Origin of the sequence: Arthrobacter sp. zg.Y820 (assembly GCF_030125555.1) — a bacterium.
GTDB lineage: Bacteria > Actinomycetota > Actinomycetes > Actinomycetales > Micrococcaceae > Arthrobacter_B.
In genome coordinates this window covers 166,434-183,894 of sequence record NZ_JASKLX010000001.1, presented here as the reverse complement: position 1 = coordinate 183,894, position 17,461 = coordinate 166,434, and the positions used below count along the sequence as shown (strand labels likewise).

At 67.7% G+C, this 17,461-nt stretch carries 12 protein-coding genes and 1 pseudogene; 5 read left to right on the top strand and 8 right to left on the bottom strand.

What is annotated here, in order from left to right:
* Nucleotides 1-13: 13 nt before the first annotated feature.
* From QNN99_RS00800 to QNN99_RS00780, 5 genes are read right to left on the bottom strand one after another with little or no spacing between them, the layout of a single operon-like run.
* On the bottom strand, nt 14-1,459 hold the full coding sequence (locus tag QNN99_RS00800) for an L-fucose/L-arabinose isomerase family protein (protein WP_229964531.1): 1,446 nt from the start codon (nt 1,457-1,459) through the stop codon (nt 14-16).
* A 5-nt stretch (nt 1,460-1,464) separates the two neighbouring features.
* Nucleotides 1,465-2,508, bottom strand: coding sequence for a rhamnose ABC transporter substrate-binding protein (gene rhaS, locus QNN99_RS00795; RefSeq protein ID WP_229964530.1), 1,044 nt, complete (start codon nt 2,506-2,508; stop codon nt 1,465-1,467).
* Nucleotides 2,509-2,523: 15 nt separating this feature from the next.
* Entirely contained in the window at nt 2,524-3,615 is a 1,092-nt protein-coding gene (locus tag QNN99_RS00790) for an ABC transporter permease (protein ID WP_229964529.1), read from the bottom strand.
* Nucleotides 3,608-4,660 (bottom strand): ABC transporter permease, encoded by a 1,053-nt coding sequence (locus QNN99_RS00785; protein ID WP_229964528.1) that lies wholly within the window; start codon nt 4,658-4,660, stop codon nt 3,608-3,610. Before QNN99_RS00785 ends, QNN99_RS00790 begins: the two co-directional genes overlap by 8 nt.
* Complete coding sequence (locus tag QNN99_RS00780) at nt 4,657-6,177, bottom strand: sugar ABC transporter ATP-binding protein (protein ID WP_229964527.1); 1,521 nt, start codon at nt 6,175-6,177, stop codon at nt 4,657-4,659. Before QNN99_RS00780 ends, QNN99_RS00785 begins: the two co-directional genes overlap by 4 nt.
* Before the next feature lie 236 nt (nt 6,178-6,413).
* Here QNN99_RS00780 and QNN99_RS00775 point away from each other — a divergent pair.
* Nucleotides 6,414-7,304, top strand: a pseudogene (locus tag QNN99_RS00775) (alpha/beta hydrolase); the annotation flags it as partial.
* Between the two features lie 134 nt (nt 7,305-7,438).
* On the opposite strand, the gene QNN99_RS00770 reads toward QNN99_RS00775, so the two are convergent.
* From QNN99_RS00770 to QNN99_RS00760, 3 genes are read right to left on the bottom strand one after another with little or no spacing between them, the layout of a single operon-like run.
* Nucleotides 7,439-8,074: a LutC/YkgG family protein gene (locus tag QNN99_RS00770; protein WP_229964526.1), complete on the bottom strand. Its 636-nt coding sequence runs from the start codon at nt 8,072-8,074 to the stop codon at nt 7,439-7,441.
* The gene (locus QNN99_RS00765) at nt 8,071-9,609 is read right to left on the bottom strand and encodes a LutB/LldF family L-lactate oxidation iron-sulfur protein (RefSeq protein ID WP_229964525.1); all 1,539 of its coding nucleotides are present in this window, start codon (nt 9,607-9,609) and stop codon (nt 8,071-8,073) included. The genes QNN99_RS00770 and QNN99_RS00765 overlap by 4 nt, the downstream gene beginning before the upstream one ends.
* Entirely contained in the window at nt 9,606-10,406 is an 801-nt protein-coding gene (locus tag QNN99_RS00760) for a (Fe-S)-binding protein (RefSeq protein WP_229964524.1), read from the bottom strand. The genes QNN99_RS00765 and QNN99_RS00760 overlap by 4 nt, the downstream gene beginning before the upstream one ends.
* Nucleotides 10,407-10,595: 189 nt before the next feature.
* Here QNN99_RS00760 and QNN99_RS00755 point away from each other — a divergent pair, with 189 nt between their 5' ends.
* From QNN99_RS00755 to QNN99_RS00740, 4 genes are all read left to right on the top strand, one after another.
* Nucleotides 10,596-12,341, top strand: a complete 1,746-nt coding sequence (locus QNN99_RS00755) for an L-lactate permease (RefSeq protein ID WP_229964523.1) — start codon at nt 10,596-10,598, stop codon at nt 12,339-12,341.
* A 494-nt stretch (nt 12,342-12,835) separates the two neighbouring features.
* On the top strand, nt 12,836-13,687 hold the full coding sequence (locus tag QNN99_RS00750) for a FadR/GntR family transcriptional regulator (protein WP_229964522.1): 852 nt from the start codon (nt 12,836-12,838) through the stop codon (nt 13,685-13,687).
* A 135-nt stretch (nt 13,688-13,822) separates the two neighbouring features.
* Nucleotides 13,823-14,335, top strand: a complete 513-nt coding sequence (locus QNN99_RS00745; protein ID WP_229964521.1) for a CinA family protein — start codon at nt 13,823-13,825, stop codon at nt 14,333-14,335.
* 145 nt (nt 14,336-14,480) lie between these two features.
* Nucleotides 14,481-17,300, top strand: coding sequence for an FAD-binding and (Fe-S)-binding domain-containing protein (locus tag QNN99_RS00740; protein ID WP_229964520.1), 2,820 nt, complete (start codon nt 14,481-14,483; stop codon nt 17,298-17,300).
* Nucleotides 17,301-17,461: the final 161 nt, after the last annotated feature.

The window sequence follows — 17,461 nt, the reverse complement described above, 5'->3', positions numbered from 1 at the left end:
GGCACCTCCGGAGTCAGAGCTGAACATGCCGATGCTCGAGGCCAAGCAACGAGGCGGCGGCGGCCAGTTCCGCCCGGCGGTGGCCCAGGCACAGCGCCCAGTGATGCCCGACGCCGGTGGCAGCCCAGAGATCCACCCACAGCCCGGGATCCCCGCCGAAGTCCACCCGCGACGTCGTGTTCCCGATTTGCAGCAGCGGGCCCTCGGTCACGGTGCCTTCGGAACTGACGAAGACGTAGCTGCCGTCCCGGTCCTGGCCGATTCCGAAAGCGGTCACCGGACCGGGCCGGACATCGAATTCCACCGACACGCCCCAGCCCCGCTTGCCGTGGTAAACGCCCAAGCCGCGCAGCAGCGGCTGCCGGGCGGAGATCTGCAGATGCGCCGGCCCGTCGTGGCCCATTTCAACCACGTTGTCGAAGAAATTCAGCGCCTGGATTTCGGTGAACGACCCTCCGGCGCCCAGGGCCGAGGCGGCGAGCATGGCCACGGAGGTCCGCAGTTCATACTCGCCGGCCATCGGCACCCCGCGGGCGGTCAGCAGCGAGGCTCCCAGGATCATCCCCGCACCCAGCCGTTCGTGAAGTTCTCCGGCCAGTCCGCGGTGGTAGTAGGCCAGCGAATCCAGGGCGAAGTCGTCCACCAGGCGGTCCAGGCCAACCGAGACCCGGGCACCCCATTCCAGCTCCGGCAGGTGAACCGAGCGGTCCAGCTCGAAGACTTCCCGCACCAGGGCCACCCGGTCCGCGGTTTCCCGCTCCGTGACGGCGTTGACGCGTTCGCGCAGGTCATCGAACTCCAGCACCTCGACGTGCGAGCCGAAGGTGGCGCTGACAGTGGTCAGGTCCGTTGACACGTCCAACATCCCCGGATAGAGATGCCCCATGAGGCCGTGCCGCGCGGTGCGCAGGCGTCCGCGCACCGCTGCCGCCCGAACCCAGCTCGTGATCCGGTCCCAGGCCGCTTCCTGCCGCAGGTAGCCCGAAACCGACCGGAAGGGGATGCCGGCCCGCCGGAAGACGTTGGCCAGCTCAGGCACCGGGCACTGCCCGCAGTAGGCGAGCCATTCCCCGGTGCCGGTGCGGGCATGGTCCATCGCTTCAGTGGGCTGCAGGTCAACCACCAGCACCGGGGTGCCCGAACGCTGCGCAATGGGCAGGACCATGGAGGAGGTCAGATAGGTCGCCACGAACAGGACAATCAGGTCGCAGTCCGCCTGCCGCAGCCGTTCCGCGGCCCGGGCCGCGTCCTGGGCGTCCGAAACAAAACCGGCGTCAACGACGTCGTTGCCGGTCTCCTCGAAACGTTGGCCGACGTATGCCGCCGACTCCCTCAGCTGCGGCAGCAGCCCGGGGAATTGCGGCCAGTAGGCGCCCAACCCTCCGGAGACCAGGCCAATCCTCGCGCGGTGGCGGATGGGTGCGGTAACCGCTGCCATGCTGCCCGGGGACAGGTTCATGGCTGTCAGAAGTCGTAGTCGTCAATATTCTCGGCGTTGAACACCGTAGGCGGACCCACGATCACCACGCCGTCCTCCTCGACCGTCCGCTCCCCCAGCTCGCCGGCGGTGAAGGTGTCACCGGGTTCACCGCTGATGGAGCCGTCCACCAGCGCTTTGGCGGCGAACGCGGCAACGGTTCCCAGCTGCGCCGGGTCCCAGAGGGCAAACTCGGAAACCGTGCCGTCCTTGATGAAGGAGCGCATTTCGTTCGGCAGCCCCAGCCCGGTCAGCGCCACCTTGCCCTTGTAGTCCGACGTGGAGAGGTAGCGTGCCGTGGCCGCAATTCCCACGGTTGTCGGCGAGATGATGCCCTTGAGGTCCGGATGCGCCTGCATCAGGCCCTGCGCTTCCTGGAACGACTTGGTGTCGTCGTCGTCGCCGTAGACCTTGGCCACCAGTTCAATTTCCGAGTACTCGGGGTTGGAGGCGAGCTCCTCCTCCATGTACTTGATCCATTCGTTCTGGTTGGTCGCGTTGGCGGTGGCCGAGAGGATGGCGATCTTGCCCGCGCCGCCGATCTGCTCGGCAATGAGCTCGGTCTGGATGAGGGCCACGTCCTTGGCCACCACCTGGCTGATGAACACGTCGCGGCAGTCCGGGTTGGTGTCGGAGTCGAAGGCAACAATCTTGGCCCCGGCGTCGCGCGCCTCGCCCAGCGCCGAACAGACGGCGTCCGGGTCATTGGCGGCCAGGACGATGGCGTTGGTTCCTGCCTGCGTTTCGGCGTTGATGAAGGTGACCTGGCTGGAGGCTGAGGCCTCCAGCGGTCCCACCACGTTGCTTTCGGCAAAGCCGGCGTCGGTGGCGCCCTGCTCGCCGCCGCCCAGCACGACGTCGGTGTAGGGGTTGTTCAGCTGCTTGGGAATGAAGGTGACCGTGGCGTCGTCGGTGCTGCCGGATCCGTCGTCTTCGCTGCCGGCGCAACCGGAGAGCGCGAGGGCCGCGGCGGCCGCGAGGGACGTCATGACGGTGATGCGCCGCCGGGCGGTGGAGCGGGGAGTGAACATCTTTGTTTCCTTCCTTCACTCAGCGGACGGTCCGCCGGGTTTGATGGGTTCTTCGGCCAAGCGTCGGCGCAGCCGACGATCGTGGCGCCTGCGTCCGATGGCGGCACCGATGCTCGGTGCCACGGCGGACGCGATGAGCAGCATCCCGGTCAGGGTCACCAGGACGACGTCGGAGACCCGGTCGAGCCGCAGCGCGTAGTTCAGGCTGCCGATCAGCAGCACGCCGGCAACGACGCCGACGATGCTCCCCTTGCCTCCGAAGATTGAGACTCCGCCCAGCAGCACCGCCGCAATAACCAGCAGTTCGAGCCCCGAGGCGTTGTCGCTGCGGGCGCTGGTGTAGCGGAAGGTCCAGAAAATGCCGGCCGCTGCCGATACGAGGCCGCTGGCAACGTAGAGCCAGAACTTGGACCATTCGACGCTGATCCCGACAAACTGCGCGGCTTCCTTGGAGTAGCCCATGGCATACAGGCCGCGGCCGAAGGAGCTCTTGTGCAGGACCAGCCCGGCGGCAACGACCAGGGCCAGCGCCGGAAGCATCAGGACCGGAATGCCGGTTCCGCCCAGTTTGTCCGATGCCAGCGAGGTGAGTTCCACCGGAAAATCAGCCACGGCGTTGTCGCCGATGACCACGAGCGCCAACCCGCGGAACAACGCGAGCGTCCCGATGGTGACGGCCAGGGAGGGCAGTTGCAGAAAGGCGATCAGGGCACCGTTCAGTGCTCCGGCAGCCAGCCCGCACACCAGCGCGACGGCGATCGCCGCCCAGATGCCCGTCCCTCCCGCCCACAGCACGCCCAGGACGGCGCTGGAGACCCCGGCAACGCTGGCCACTGACAGGTCGATTTCCCCGGTGATGATGATCAGGGTCATCGGCATCGCGATCAGCAGCGTGGGAATCACGTCCAGGAGCAGGAAGCCGGTGGTCACCGGTGACGCGAAGCGCGGAATGGTGATGATCGCGTAGAGGACAAACGCAGCCAGGAGGTACACCATGACCGCGTCGCGGCCGGCCCACCACCGCGGGCCCCGGATTTTTTCGACGCCGCTGAGCGGTGTGCTGGTGTCCACGGCCGCCGCGGCTCGCGGCATGGCGGGGCTAGACATTTCGGCCTTCCTTCTCGCGCAGGTTGCGTGCGCGGCGCAGTCCGGCGAGGCGGTCGATCAGGATGGCGGCCAGGATGAGGGTGCCCACCACGGCCTGCTGCCAGAACTTGTCGACCCGAATGGCGGTGAGCGAACTGGTGATGGTGTTGAGCAGCAGGGCGCCGATCGCCGCGCCGACCACCGTGCCGCTTCCGCCGAAGATCGCGACGCCGCCAACCACGGCCGCTGCGACGACGTCCAGTTCCAGCCCGGATCCGGTTGTCGCGCCCACCGCGTTGAAGCGGCTCGCGTAGAGGACGCCGGCGAGCCCGGCCAGGGCTCCGTTGACAAGGAAGGCCGTCAGGATCCGCTTGGACGCCGGAATGCCGAAGAGCCTGGCTGCCTCGGGGTCCGAGCCGACGGCGTAAAAATCCCGTCCGGAGCGGGTGCCCGACATGAAGACGGCGGCGGTGATCACCACAGCGATGGCCACGAGCGTAATCATCGGAATGCCCAGGAAGGTATCCACCGACAGGGCTCCGAAGGCCTCCGGCCGGTCGCCGGCAAAGTACTGGGTTCCGCCGGCCCAGGCATTGTTGACACCGCGGTAGATGTACAGCGTGCCCAGCGTGATGACCAGTGCGGGGACCTTGGCCAGCGTCACCAGCAGGCCGTTGAAAAGACCCAGGACAGAGCCGAAGGCCATGCCCAGCAAGACCACCGCCAGAATCGGCATGTCCGGCGCACCGGCAAAGACCGCACCGGTGCCGAAGGCGACCAGGCCGAGAATCGACCCGACGGACAGATCCACGTTGCGGGTGACAATCACCATGGTCTGCCCAACGGCCAGGATGACCATCACAGTGGCGTTGAGCATGAGGTCCTTCAAGCCCTGCGGCGAGAGGAACAGCGGATTGACGACGGCGGTGGCCACGACCAGCACCGCGAGGGCTGCGGTGACGGGGAACTCCCGGAGCCGGAACACGTTGGGAAACTGCCGTTGCCGGCGGAGCGGGAGAGCCCGGGGCTGCTTCGCCGCGGGAGTCTGGGCCGTTGGCGTGCTCATCGGTGCCCGCCGGAGCCGGTGGCTGCATGCATGACGGCTTCGGCGCTGGCTCCGCTCCGGTCCAGCTCAGCCGAGATCCGGCCCTCGTGCATCACCAGGACCCGGTCCGCCATGCCCAGGACCTCCGGCAGTTCGGAGGAAATCATGAGGATCGCCAGCCCCTGGCCGGCCAGCTCGGAGATCAGCCGATGCACCTCGCTCTTGGTGCCCACGTCGATGCCCCGGGTGGGTTCGTCGATGATCAGGAGCGCCGGTTTGGTGGCGAGCCACTTGGCCAGGACCACCTTCTGCTGGTTTCCGCCGGACAGCGTGCTGACGGGCTGCTCAAGGGTTGAGGCCTTCACTTGCAGCTTGGTCGTCCATTCCCGGGCCGCGGCCTGCTCGGCCCGCCCGTTGATCAGCCCCAGCGTGCGGAACCGGTCCCGGAGGGTCAGGGTGGTGTTGCGGCCGACCGACAGGCCCATCACGAGTCCCTGTTTGCGGCGGTCTTCGGGGACAAAGCCGACGCCGGCTGCGATGGCGGCCTTCGGCTGGCCGGGTTTGAGCTTCCGTCCCCTGATGGACACGCTGCCGGCGTCGTACCGGTCGATGCCGAAAATGGCCCGCGCAACTTCCGTGCGCCCGGCGCCCACCAGGCCCGCGAGAGCCACGATCTCTCCGGCCCGGACTTCAAAACCGATGCTGGTGAACACACCCCGGCGCTGCAGCCCTTCAACGGTAAGGACGGGCTCACCGACCTCGGTCTCGCCCTTGGGATACAGCGAATCGACCTCCCGCCCCACCATGTCCCGGACAATTTCCTCGATGCTGGTTGATGCCGTGGCATGGGTGGCGATGTAGCGGCCGTCACGCATCACGGTGATCCGGTCAGCGAGGCTGAACACCTCGTCAAAGCGGTGCGAGATGAAAAGAATCGCCGCGCCGTCTCCGCGCAGCGAGCGGGCGACGGTAAAGAGTCTCTCCACCTCAACCCCGCTCAGGGCCGCCGTCGGTTCGTCCATGACCAGGACGCTCGCGTCCAGCGAAATGGCCTTGGCAATCTCAATGATCTGCTGGTCGGCGATGGACAGCCCTTCAGCTGTCCGGGCCGGATCAAGGTCCACGCCGAGCCTGGCGAAAAGTTCCGCGGCGCCGTCGCGCATGCGGGCGTGGTCGATCAGTCCGATCCGATTACGCGGCTGGCGTCCGATGAAAATGTTCTCCGCCACTGACAGGTCGGGAAACAGCGTGGGCTCCTGGTAAATGACGGAGATGCCCGCGGCCTTGCTGTCCGCGACGGAGCGGAAGTTCACCGGGCGGCCCGCAACGCTGAAGGCTCCCTCATCAGGGGCGTAGAGTCCGGCGAGGATCTTGACCAGGGTCGACTTGCCCGCACCGTTTTCCCCGCAGAGGGCGTGGATTTCTCCGGCCCGAAGTTCGATGGTGCCGTCCGCCAGCGCGATGACCGGCCCGAAGGTTTTCAAGGCCCCGGACAGGGTCAGGACTGCGGTTTCCGAAGTGGCTGGCGTGTCTGACATTCAGTGATGCGCACCTTTGCGGCCGACGGGACAGGAACCGAATGAACCGTTTCAAACGGGCTCGTCTGATCGTAGGGGCGTGATCCCGCTCACGTCAAGGAAATCCCGCCGGCCTGCTTCCGGCAGTGCCGCCGAACACCGGCGGCCATGAGATTCCTCGCAGCCGCCGCTCCGCTGCCGCTTCCTGGCGGCGAAACGGCCAAAGGCCGCCCGGTGCCGACTCCTACGTTAAAAAGATGAAGTTCTCCTCGCTCACCACTGCGGGGCTCCTGGCCGGAGTGGTCGCCGCTGCCGGAATTGCTGCCGCTGTCCCGCTGCAGCGGGATCCCCGCCCCTCCGCGATGCTCATCCGCGGACTCTTCTCCGGCGTGGGCAACTTCCCGCTGAAAAAGATCCACCCCCATATTCCCGGGCTCCGAGTGACCGGACACCGGGGCCTGCCGTATTTGGGGTCCGGGGCCAAGCCGACCCTGGACCTGTTCCTGCCGGATGCTCCGGACCGGAAACCGCTGCCGGTGGTGATGTGGATACACGGCGGGGCATGGATTTCCGGCTCCAAGGAAGATGTGGCGCCGTATCTGAGGATCCTCGCCGGGTACGGGTACGCCGTGGTGGGCGTCGGATACTCGATCTCGCCCCAAGTCATCTATCCGGCCGCCGTGAAAGAGCTGAACGCCGCCCTGGGCTTTGTGCGCGAACACGCAGACAAGTACGGGCTCGATCCCCATCGGATTGTCCTGGCCGGTGACTCCGCCGGTGCGCAGCTGGCCGCACAGCTGGCCCTGGCCATCACCAACCCGGAGTACGCCGGCGAGACCGGGGTGGTTCCCGCCGCCGCCCCGGAGCAACTGCGCGGAATCCTGCTGCACTGCGGCGTTTACGACTTTACGTCCGAGGCCCGCTTGACCGGCCCCGTGGGCTGGGGGCTCAAGAAGGCGCTCTGGGCCTACACCGGGTCCAAGGACTGGGCCGCCACCCCCGCCGCGGGGCACATGTCCATTCCGAAGCACGTGGATCACCGCTTTCCGCCCACCTACATTTCCGGCGGAAACGGCGACTACCTGACCAGCACGCAGTCAGTGCCCCTGGCGGACCGGCTGGAGGAAGTGGGGGTGCCGGTGATCCGCCGGTTCTGGCCGAAGGGCTACCGGCCGGCGCTGGGACACGAGTACCAGTTCCAGCTGCACCGGCCCGAGGCCAGGGAGTCGCTGCAGGAAACCGTCGCTTTCCTGGAGGACGTCACCGCAGGCGCGGCGCGGCCTCAGGACCGGACGATGACCACGTCCAGGTTCCGCGGTCCGTGCACGCCTTCCACGCGTTCGAGCTCAATATCGGAGGTGGCGCTGGGCCCGCTGATCCAGGTCAGCGGCCGCGTGCCGTCCAGCCGGCGCAGGGCTTCCGGAAGGATGCCGGCGACGTCGTCGGCTCCCACCACGCAGATGTGATGGTCGGGCACCAGAGTGATGGCGCGGCGGCCCTGGTTGGGACTGCCGTCCAGGATGATCGTGCCGGTTTCGGCCACCGAGACGGCACTGCCGGTGACGACGGCGTCCACCGCGTCCAGCTGCGCCACGCTCAGCGGCGCGGCAGCGTCGTCGGTGCGTCGGCGGCCTGGCGCGGCGGCTTCGGCGGCGGCCAGCCAGCCGGCGTCGATCCCCGCCGGAACCACATAGCTGGCGGCGCCGCTCAGCAGTTCGGCAATCCGCGGCGCCAACCCGGCCCGGTCCACCACCGTGACGCCGGCCTTGTAGTCCACCAGCCGGTCCACCAGCATCTCGATGCGTTCCTCGGCGCTCATGCCGGAGTCCTCGCGGTAGGTCCGCGGAATCTCCGGGACGGCCGGGCTGTCGCGCAGCGCCGACCGCAGCCGCTCCAGGATGTCTGCCCGTGCGCTCATGCCTGATCCTCAGTCTTGGTGATGGTTTGCGCCGCAGCGTCCGCGCCGCCGGCTGCTGATGTTTCGTGCTCCTTGGCCCACCAGTCACGGAAGGACGAGGCCGGCGGGGCCGGAATGTCCCGGCTCTGGGTCCAGCCGGCGGCGATGCCGGGCAGCTTGGTGATCTTCTTCTTCCGGCCGGCGGCGATCCGGCCCAGCGGCAGGCCCTTTTCCAGCAGGCCCAGGTGCTTGCCGGAGGAGAACGCCCAGGAGGCGCCCTTCATCAGCAGGTCCATCTGGGTGGGCAGCTTCTTCTTGCCGCGCTTGCTGTCCACGTCCTCCGCGCGCAGGTGCACCAGGATTTCGGGAATGTTGATCTTCACCGGGCAGGCGTCGTAGCAGGCGCCGCAGAGCGAGGACGCGTACGGCAGGGAGTTGTTCTCCTCGGAGACGATGCCCGTCATCAGCGGTGAGAGGATCGCGCCGATCGGTCCCGGATAGGTGGAGCCGTAGGCATGGCCGCCGGTGCGCTCGTAGACCGGGCACACGTTCATGCAGGCCGAGCAGCGGATGCAGTGCAGCGCCGAGCGGCCCATTTCATCCGCCAGCGCGGCGCTGCGGCCGTTGTCCAGCAGCACCAGGTGCACGTTCTGCGGTCCGTCGCCTTCGGTGACGCCGGTCCACAGGGAGGTGTACGGATTCATCCGCTCGCCCGTGGAGGAGCGCGGCAGCAGCTGCATGAACACCTCAAGGTCCTGCCAGGACGGCAGCAGCTTCTCCACGCCCATCACGGTGATCAGGGTTTCGGGCAGCGTCAGGCACATCCGCCCGTTGCCCTCGGATTCGACGACGGCGAGGGTGCCGGCGTCGGCAATCGCGAAATTGGCGCCGGAGACGGCAACCTTGGCGGAGAGGAACTTGCGGCGCAGGTGCGCCCGCGCAGCCTCGGCCAGCTTGGCGGGGTTGTCGGTGAGGTCCGGATCGACCCCTGGCATTTCGCGCAGGAAGATGTCCCGGACCTGGGTGCGGTTCTTGTGGATGGCCGGCACGAGGATGTGGCTGGGCTTGTCATGGTCGAGCTGGACGATCAGTTCGGCGAGGTCCGTTTCGAACGCGGCGATCCCCTGTTCTTCCAGGTATTCGTTCAGCCCGATTTCCTGGGTGGCCATGGACTTGACCTTGACCACCTCGTCCACGCCCTGCTCCCGGATGAGGTCGCGGACAATTTCGTTGGCCTCGGCTGCGTCGCGGGCCCAGTGGATGATGCCGCCGCGGGCGGTGAAGTTCTTCTCGAACTGCTCCAGCAGTTCGGGCAGCTGGGCCATGACCGCTTCCTTGGTGGCGCTGCCGGCGTTGCGCAGGTCCTCCCAGTCCGGCAGCTCTCCGACCACGCGCAGCCGCTTGTCGCGGATGGTGTGCGTGGCGTGGCCCAGGTTGGCGCGCAGCTGGCTGTTGCCCAGTTCGCGTTTGGCGGCCCGGGGAAAGGGCTCGACGGCGTTGAGGTTGCCCTGCCCGAAGACCGGGAGGGTGGGCATGCCCAGGTACGTGGTGCTCATCGGGAGGCCTTTCCGCCGACCAGGACGTCACCGGTGACGGACACCGGATTGTCCCGAGTGCTGGCAAGGATTTCAGCAAAGTGCAGGGTGGAGACGCCGCTGCCCTGCCGGGACAGCCCGCCGCCGATGTGCATCAGGCAGGAGGCGTCGCCGCCGGAGCACAGGTCAGCGCCGGTGGCCTTGATGTTTGCCGCCTTGTCCTCGAGCATCGCGGTGGAGACGTCGGCGTTTTTCATGGAGAAGGTGCCGCCGAAGCCGCAGCACTGGTCGGCCTGCGGCAGGGGCGCCACGGTGATGCCCTCCACGCTCTGCAGCAGGTTCAGCTGCCGGTCGCCCAACCGCAGCAGGCGCATGCCGTGGCAACTGGGGTGATAGGTGACGTTGTGCGGAAACCAGGACCCCAGCTGCGCGGCGGCATCGGTGACGCCCAGGACGTCGGTGAGCAGTGCGGAGAGCTCGTAGGTCTTGGCGCCAACCGCCTCGGCGCGGGCCGCCAGGTTGGCATCGCCGCAGGACCGGGCGACCATCGGATGCTGGTGCTTGACGGAGGCGACGCAGGAGCCCGAAGGTGCGACGGCGACGTCGTACTCCTGGGACTCGAAGGCCTCGATGTGGTTGCGGACCACCGGCACGGCTTCGGGCAGGTAGCCGGAGTTCACATGCATCTGCCCGCAGCAGGCCTGACCGGAGGGGAACACGACTTCGTGGCCCAGCCGCTCCAGAATGTCCACGGTGGCCCGGGCGGTGCGCGGATACATGGCATCCACGATGCAGGTGGCGAATAGAGCGATTCTCATGGCTGCCTTTCAGCGGGGCGACACCCCGTACGTGTGGTCTGACCATAGTAGAACATGTTGGGCCTGTCACATCCGGGCCCTCGGTGCTGGTGACTACCATCACAGAAATCGGAGTTCTGCGCTAGACTCGCCAATGGTCTGACCACTGTGGCCTGACCATGCCCTGTCCAGAACTACGCGGAGGACCCAGTGGAGTCATTCATCCCCAGCACCGATCCAGTGCTCGATAGTGTTGCCGTTTCGGCGTTGGTGGCCCTGGTGCCACTGCTGACCTTCTTTGTGCTGCTGGCCTACGTCAAGGTCAAGGCCCACCTCGCGGGCGGAATCGCCCTGCTGGTGGCCCTCGCCGTCGCCGTCTTCGCCTACCAGATGCCGGCCGGACTGGCGGCGCTCTCCGCCACCCAGGGTGCCGTCTTCGGCGCGTTCCCGGTGCTGTGGATCGTCATCATGGCCATCTGGCTCTACCAGATCACCGTGCTCAGCGGCCGGTTCGAGGACCTGCGCCGGGTGTTCGACGTGATCGGCGGCGGGGATGTGCGCGTGCAGGCCATCCTGGTCGCCTTCTGCTTCGGCGGCCTGCTGGAAGCCCTGGCCGGATTCGGCGCACCGGTGGCCATTACCGCCACCATGCTGGTGGCCCTGGGCATCAAGCCGCTCAAGGCAGCCGCCGCCGTGCTGGTGGCCAACACCGCCCCCGTGGCCTTTGGCGCCATGGCCATTCCGATCACCACCGCAGCCTCGCTGACCGGTCTGGACGCCGACCACATCGGCACCATCGTGGGCCGCCAGGCACCGCTGCTGGCCATCTTCGTCCCGCTAATCCTGGTCTTCATCCTCGACGGCCGCCGCGGCGTGCGGGACACCTGGCCCGCCGCCGTCATTACCGGCGTCGCGTTTGCCACGGCCCAGGTCCTCTGCTCGACCTTCTTCTCCTACGAACTCACCGACATCGTGGCAGCCCTGGCCGGCCTCGGTGCTGCCGTCGTCTTCCTGCGGTTCTGGCAGCCCCGCGGCCGGGAAGCCGCCCGCGAGCGCATGGGCCTGCCCGCCCTCGCCGCCTCGGTCACCGGCTCGGTCACCGGATCGGCCGGCTCGCAGTCCGGCGCCGGCCGCGGTGCCGCCGCTGCGGTTCGGGACGGCAACTCCCTCACCCGCTCCCGCACGCTGCTGGCCCTGTTCCCCTACTTCCTGGTGATCCTGATTTTCGGCATCGCCAAGCTGTGGAAGTGGGGCGCGGACATTCCCGCCCTCCTGGCCTCCACCGACATCAAGGTTCCGTGGCCCTGGCTGCACGACCGGCTCCTGGATGCCTCCGGCGAGCCCGTCTCCTCCACCATCTACACGTTCAACTGGCTTTCCAGCCCCGGAACGCTGCTGCTGTTCACCGGCCTGATCGTGAGCGCGGTCTACGCCAAGTACGACGACGGCGGCCGGTACGTCATGAGCGTGGGCAACGGTGTGGCCGAGATCTTCCGGACCATCTGGAACATGCGCTGGGCCGGACTGACCATCCTCTCCGTGCTGTCCCTGGCCTACGTCATGAACTTCTCCGGACAGACCGTGGCCATCGGCACCTGGCTGGCCGGCACCGGAGCGTTCTTCGCGTTCCTCTCCCCCGTGCTGGGCTGGATCGGCACCGCCGTCACCGGTTCCGACACTTCCGCCAACGCCCTCTTCGCCCGCCTGCAGCAGACCGCCGGCATCGAAGCCGGAATTGATCCGAACCTGCTGGTGGCTGCCAACACCTCCGGCGGCGTCGTGGGCAAGCTGATCAGCCCGCAGAACCTCGCCATCGCCGTGACCGCCGTGAAGCTGGACGGCCAGGAATCGGTGCTGCTGCGCAAGGTCGTCGGCTGGAGCCTGGGCCTGCTGCTGGTGCTGTGCACCCTGGTGTACCTGCAGTCCACGCCGATCCTGGGCTGGATGCTGCCGTAGGTCCTGCCGGCTCCGCCGCTTTCTGGGGATCTGCTGCCGTTTTGGAATCTGCTGCCGCTGCGGACCGGCGGCAGATTCCCCAACCGGACGATTCACCCCGGTGCGGCCGATTTTCCGGGGTTATCCCCGCGGAAAACGGCGCCCGCCCGATTCTGGTGGCGGCCGCTGCCCCACGGCGATGGTGGCGGCCGGCGTCCCTCGGCGGTGGCGGCGGCCGGCGCGCATCCTTCGTGCAGATAATGCAGTCTGGCGAAATCTCTCGTGCAGATCAGGGCCTCCTTTCTCCGAAATGACTCCTTTTCAATGCATTATCTGCACGAGAGACTCCGGCGGAGCCCCGGTCAGTGCATTATCTGCACGAGAGATCCAGTACAAGCGCGAGGGCCGGGTTCTGGAGATGATGGCGCAAGGTTCGCCGGCGAGCGGAAGGCACCCGGACGATTCACCCCGAGGTGGCCGATTTTCCGCAGCTCCTCGGCTCCGCCGGTGCCAGCATGACTGAAGGAGCGCACCCGGCCGCCCTGCCGCATCGGCGTCCCGGCACCGGCACCGACACCCCGGCACCCCACCGCATCGGCGCATGGCAGGATGGAGCGGTGACAGAGCACCCGCGCCGCAGCTACGACCTGCTGCTGGAAAACATTGAAGCCGACCTCCGCTCCGGCGCCATCGCACTGGGCGACCAGCTGCCCGGCGAGCGGACGCTGGCCGAAACCTACGGCATTTCCCGTGCCTCCGTCCGGGAAGGCATCCGCATCCTGGACGCCATGGGCGTACTGAGGTCCTCCTCCGGGTCCGGGCCGAAGTCCGGCGCCATCATCATCTCCGAACCTTCGGCTGGGTTGTCCTCCGCCCTGCGCCTGCACATGGCCAGCAGCCGGCTGCCGGTGGCGGACATCGTGCAGACCCGTGTCCTGCTGGAAACCTGGGCGGCCACCACCGCCGCCGCCCGGCCGCCGTCGGAGGCCGCGGACGCCGCATTGGCCCGGGCCGCCGCACTGCTGGAGGCCATGGATGCCCCGGATATTGAGCGCGAAGCCTTCCACCTGCTGGACGCCCAGTTCCATGTGGAGCTCAGCTCGCTGGCCGGCAACGCCGTCATCGAAACCATGATGGCGTCCCTGAGCGGAGCCATCAGCGGTTACGTCAAGAACGCCGTCGACGGCATGGAAAACTGGCCCGCCGTCATGACCCAGCTGCAGGCCCAGCACCACGGCATCCACGAGGCGGTGGCAAACCGCCGGGGCGACGACGCCGCCCGCCTGCTGCGCGAGCACATCGAGTGGTTCTATGCGCAGATTCCCGACGAGGACTCCGCTGACGAAAAATCCGCCGGCTCCGCCTAGCTCCGACCCGCTGCAAACCGGCCGCCGGCCCCACCCAGGCGCAGCCGCTCCGACCCGGCTCCAACGCACCTAAAACTGGTAAGCAGCCTGATAAAATCTCGGTCATCACAAAGCACCGACGAACAGGAGAAGTCCTTGTCCACTTCCAGCCAGGACACGGTTTCCACCGAAACTGCTGAGCGCATTGCCGAGCGCATCCAGGGCACCGGCGTGACCATCGGGGTTTCGGAATCCCTGACCAGCGGGATGCTGGCCTCGTTCCTGGGGGCCGCGCCGTCGTCGTCGGACTGGTTCCTCGGCGGGCTCACCGCCTACGCCACCTCCGTTAAGCGCACGGTCCTGGGCGTGACGGCCGAGGCAGTGGTGTCGGAGGAATCGGCGGCCCAGATGGCCGCGGGCACGGCCAAGCTGCTGGACGCCGACCTGGTCCTGGCGGTCACCGGCTCCGGCGGCCCCGAACCGCAGGACGACCAGGAGCCCGGCACCGTCTTTTTCGGCCTGACCGCCGCCAACCAGGAGCACCCCGACGTCATTGAACGGTTCTTCGAGGGGGATCCGGAAACCGTCATCCACTCCACCGTGGCCGCCGCGCTCGAGCTGCTGGAGGAGCGGCTGGAAAAGCTGCTGGCGGACCGCGGGATCCGGTAGCCGCGCTACTCGGGTAAGTCCTCCAAATCCGGCTGAAGGAGCTGCATCGCCCCTTCATGTGGTCTGACCAACTTTCGCCGGGGCGTGATCAGGCCTACATTTGGAGGCGGAGCACCGCAGCTCCCTGGAACGGTTGGATCGAAAAATGAACCTTCACACGGAAGCCCCCGTCCCGTCAGCGACCTCCGTCGCCGACCTCGGCACCGAACACATCAGCACCCGGGAAATCGACCGGCGCAAAATGGCGCACGACGCTTCCCACTATCTGATGATCCCTGAGGCCGTGGCGACGCCGCGCACGGCGGAGGAGGTCGCCGCCCTGCTGAGCCGCAGCCGGAAGCTGGGCATCCCTGCCACCTTCCGCTCCGGCGGCACCTCCCTCTCCGGCCAAAGCCAGAGCGACAGCCTCCTGATCGATACCCGCCAGCACTTCCGCGGCATCGAGGTGCTCGACGGCGGTGCCCGGGTCCGCGTGCAGCCCGGAGCCACGGTGCGCGCCGTGAACTCCCGGCTGGCCGCGCACGGCTACAAGCTCGGGCCCGATCCGGCGTCGGAAATCGCCTGCACCATCGGCGGCGTCGTCGCCAACAATTCCTCCGGCATGGCCTGCGGCACCGAGTTCAACACCTACCAGACCATCGAGTCCATGGCCCTGGTCCTGCCCTCTGGCACGGTCCTCGATACGGCAGCGCCCGACGCCGAAACCAAGCTGCGCACCCTGGAACCGGCGCTCGTCGAGGGGCTGCTGCGGCTGCGCGGCCGGATCGTTGCCAACCCGCATTCAGTGGCCACCATCGAGCGGCTGTTCTCCATGAAGAACACCATGGGCTACGGGCTCAACTCCTTCCTGGACTACGAGAGCCCGCTGGACATCCTCACCCATCTGATGGTCGGCAGCGAAGGCACGCTGGGCTTCGTGGCCGAAGCGACGTTCCGGACGGTTCCGGCGCTGCCCAAGGTGGCCACCGGGCTGATGTTTTTTGACTCGCTGGACCGCGCCGCCAGCGCCCTGCCGGAACTGGTCGCCTCCGGACTGGCCACGATTGAGCTGATGGATTCGACGTCGCTGCGCGTGGCCGCCGCCGACCCGACCGCTCCCCCGGAGCTGCGCGAGCTGCAGATCTCCGACCACGCCGCCCTCCTGGTGGAGCACCAGGCCCGCACCGCCGAGGAGCTGGCGGAGAAGCGGGAGAACTCGCGGGCACTCTATGAGTCCCTTCCCTTGGCCGCCCCGTTCGCCATGACGTCGGTCGCGAAGGACCGGGCCGCCATGTGGCACCTGCGCAAGGGCCTGTACACCACGGTGGCCGGCGCCCGCCCGTCCGGAACCAATGCCCTGCTCGAGGACATCGTGGTGCCGGTCCCCTCCCTGGCGGCCACCTGCGGGGAGCTGTCCCGGCTCTTCACCGAACACCACTACCGCGATTCGGTCATCTTCGGCCACGCCAAGGACGGCAACGTCCACTTCATGCTCAACGAACGCTTCGACGATCCGGTGGAGCTTGCCCGCTATCAGGCGTTCACCGAGGAAATGGTTGACCTGGTGCTGGGCAACGGCGGCTCGCTCAAGGCCGAGCACGGCACCGGCCGGATCATGGCCGCATTTGTCCGCCGCCAGTACGGCGATGAACTGTACGCGGTGATGTGCGAGCTCAAGTCCCTGGTCGATCCGCCGAATCTGCTCAACCCCGGCGTGCTCATCAATGAAGACCCGCTGGCCTACATCGAGAACCTCAAGGTGGCGCCCACGGTGGAGGCGGAAGTGGACCGCTGCGTGGAGTGCGGCTACTGCGAACCGGTCTGTCCCAGCAAGGACCTGACCACCACTCCGCGCCAGCGGATTGTCCTGCGCCGCGAGATCGCCGCCGCCGAAGCCCGCGGCGACGCGGCCCTGGCCAAGGAGCTGCGCAAGGACTACGACTACGACGGCGTCCAGACCTGCGCCGTCGACGGCATGTGCGTCACCGCCTGCCCGGTCCTGATCAACACCGGAGACCTGGTCCGCCGGCTGCGCAAGGAGGACGCCAATCCCGTCGCCGACATCGGCTGGAAGACCGCTGCCGAGCACTGGTCCACGGTGACCGTGGCCGGCGGCAAGGCCCTCAGCCTGGCCAAGGCGATGCCGCCGCTGCTGCCCAAGGCGGCCACCGCCGTCGCGCGCGCCGTTGCCGGCAGCGATACCGTTCCGGCCTACGCCACGGTGCTGCCGGCCGGCGGTTCAAAGCGGCGGCCGCTGGAGGATCCGGCCGCTGTGGCCGTGTATTTCCCTGCCTGCATCGGCACCATGTTTGGTCCGGCCGGCACCGGCGACGGCGTGTCCGCAGCCTTCCTGGAACTGTGCGGCCGCGCCGGGGTGGGCGTGCGCATCCCGAACGGCATCGGCGAGCTGTGCTGCGGAACGCCCTGGAAGTCCAAGGGTTTCGCCAAGGGCTACTCGGTGATGACCGAACGCGTGCTGGCCAACCTGTGGGAAGCCACCGGCGGCGGGGCACTGCCGGTGGTCTGCGACGCCGCGTCCTGCACGGAGGGTCTGGACACCATGAAGCGGCTGGCCGGGGAAAGCCCGGATTACCCGGGGCTGCAGTTCGTCGATTCGGTCGAGTTCGTGCGGGACGCGGTGCTGCCGCAGCTGGCCGTGACGGCGAAGCTGCCGTCGATGGCACTGCATCCCACCTGCTCGTCCACCCAGCTTGGCGCCAACGAGGCGCTGCACGCCGTGGCCGATGCGGTGGCGGACGAGGTGTTCGTGCCGCAGAGCTGGGGCTGCTGCGCGTTTGCCGGCGACCGCGGGCTGCTGCATCCGGAGCTGACGGACTCGGCCACCGACCGGCAGGCGGCGGAAATCAACGAGCGCGAGTTCGCTGCCTACGCCTCGGTGAACCGGACCTGCGAGATCGGCATGTCCAAGGCCACCGGCCACACCTACCGGCACGTGCTCGAGTATCTGGCGGAGGCGACGCGGTAGGTGCGGGGACTGCTGCTCCGCGCACGGGTTGAGCCTGAACGGAGCCGGCAACGAAGGCACTGTACGGTGGATTCAATATTGACCCGATGTCATGCAGCCAAGTTCAGCCTGCTTAGTGTCCGATACGGCCTCTCCATGCCTTGGGAGTGTCACACGTCGCA

Excerpts from the sequence above, each read along its gene's own strand:
- QNN99_RS00780 (WP_229964527.1), bottom strand. The coding sequence starts at position 6,177 with ATGTCAGACACGCCAGCCACTTCGGAAACCGCAGTCCTGACCCTGTCC.
- QNN99_RS00765 (WP_229964525.1), bottom strand. The coding sequence starts at position 9,609 with ATGAGCACCACGTACCTGGGCATGCCCACCCTCCCGGTCTTCGGGCAG.
- QNN99_RS00800 (WP_229964531.1), bottom strand. The coding sequence starts at position 1,459 with ATGAACCTGTCCCCGGGCAGCATGGCAGCGGTTACCGCACCCATCCGC.
- rhaS (WP_229964530.1), bottom strand. The coding sequence starts at position 2,508 with ATGTTCACTCCCCGCTCCACCGCCCGGCGGCGCATCACCGTCATGACG.
- QNN99_RS00750 (WP_229964522.1), top strand. The coding sequence starts at position 12,836 with ATGACTGAAGGAGCGCACCCGGCCGCCCTGCCGCATCGGCGTCCCGGC.
- QNN99_RS00790 (WP_229964529.1), bottom strand. The coding sequence starts at position 3,615 with ATGTCTAGCCCCGCCATGCCGCGAGCCGCGGCGGCCGTGGACACCAGC.
- QNN99_RS00760 (WP_229964524.1), bottom strand. The coding sequence starts at position 10,406 with ATGAGAATCGCTCTATTCGCCACCTGCATCGTGGATGCCATGTATCCG.
- QNN99_RS00770 (WP_229964526.1), bottom strand. The coding sequence starts at position 8,074 with ATGAGCGCACGGGCAGACATCCTGGAGCGGCTGCGGTCGGCGCTGCGC.
- QNN99_RS00785 (WP_229964528.1), bottom strand. The coding sequence starts at position 4,660 with ATGAGCACGCCAACGGCCCAGACTCCCGCGGCGAAGCAGCCCCGGGCT.
- QNN99_RS00740 (WP_229964520.1), top strand. The coding sequence starts at position 14,481 with ATGAACCTTCACACGGAAGCCCCCGTCCCGTCAGCGACCTCCGTCGCC.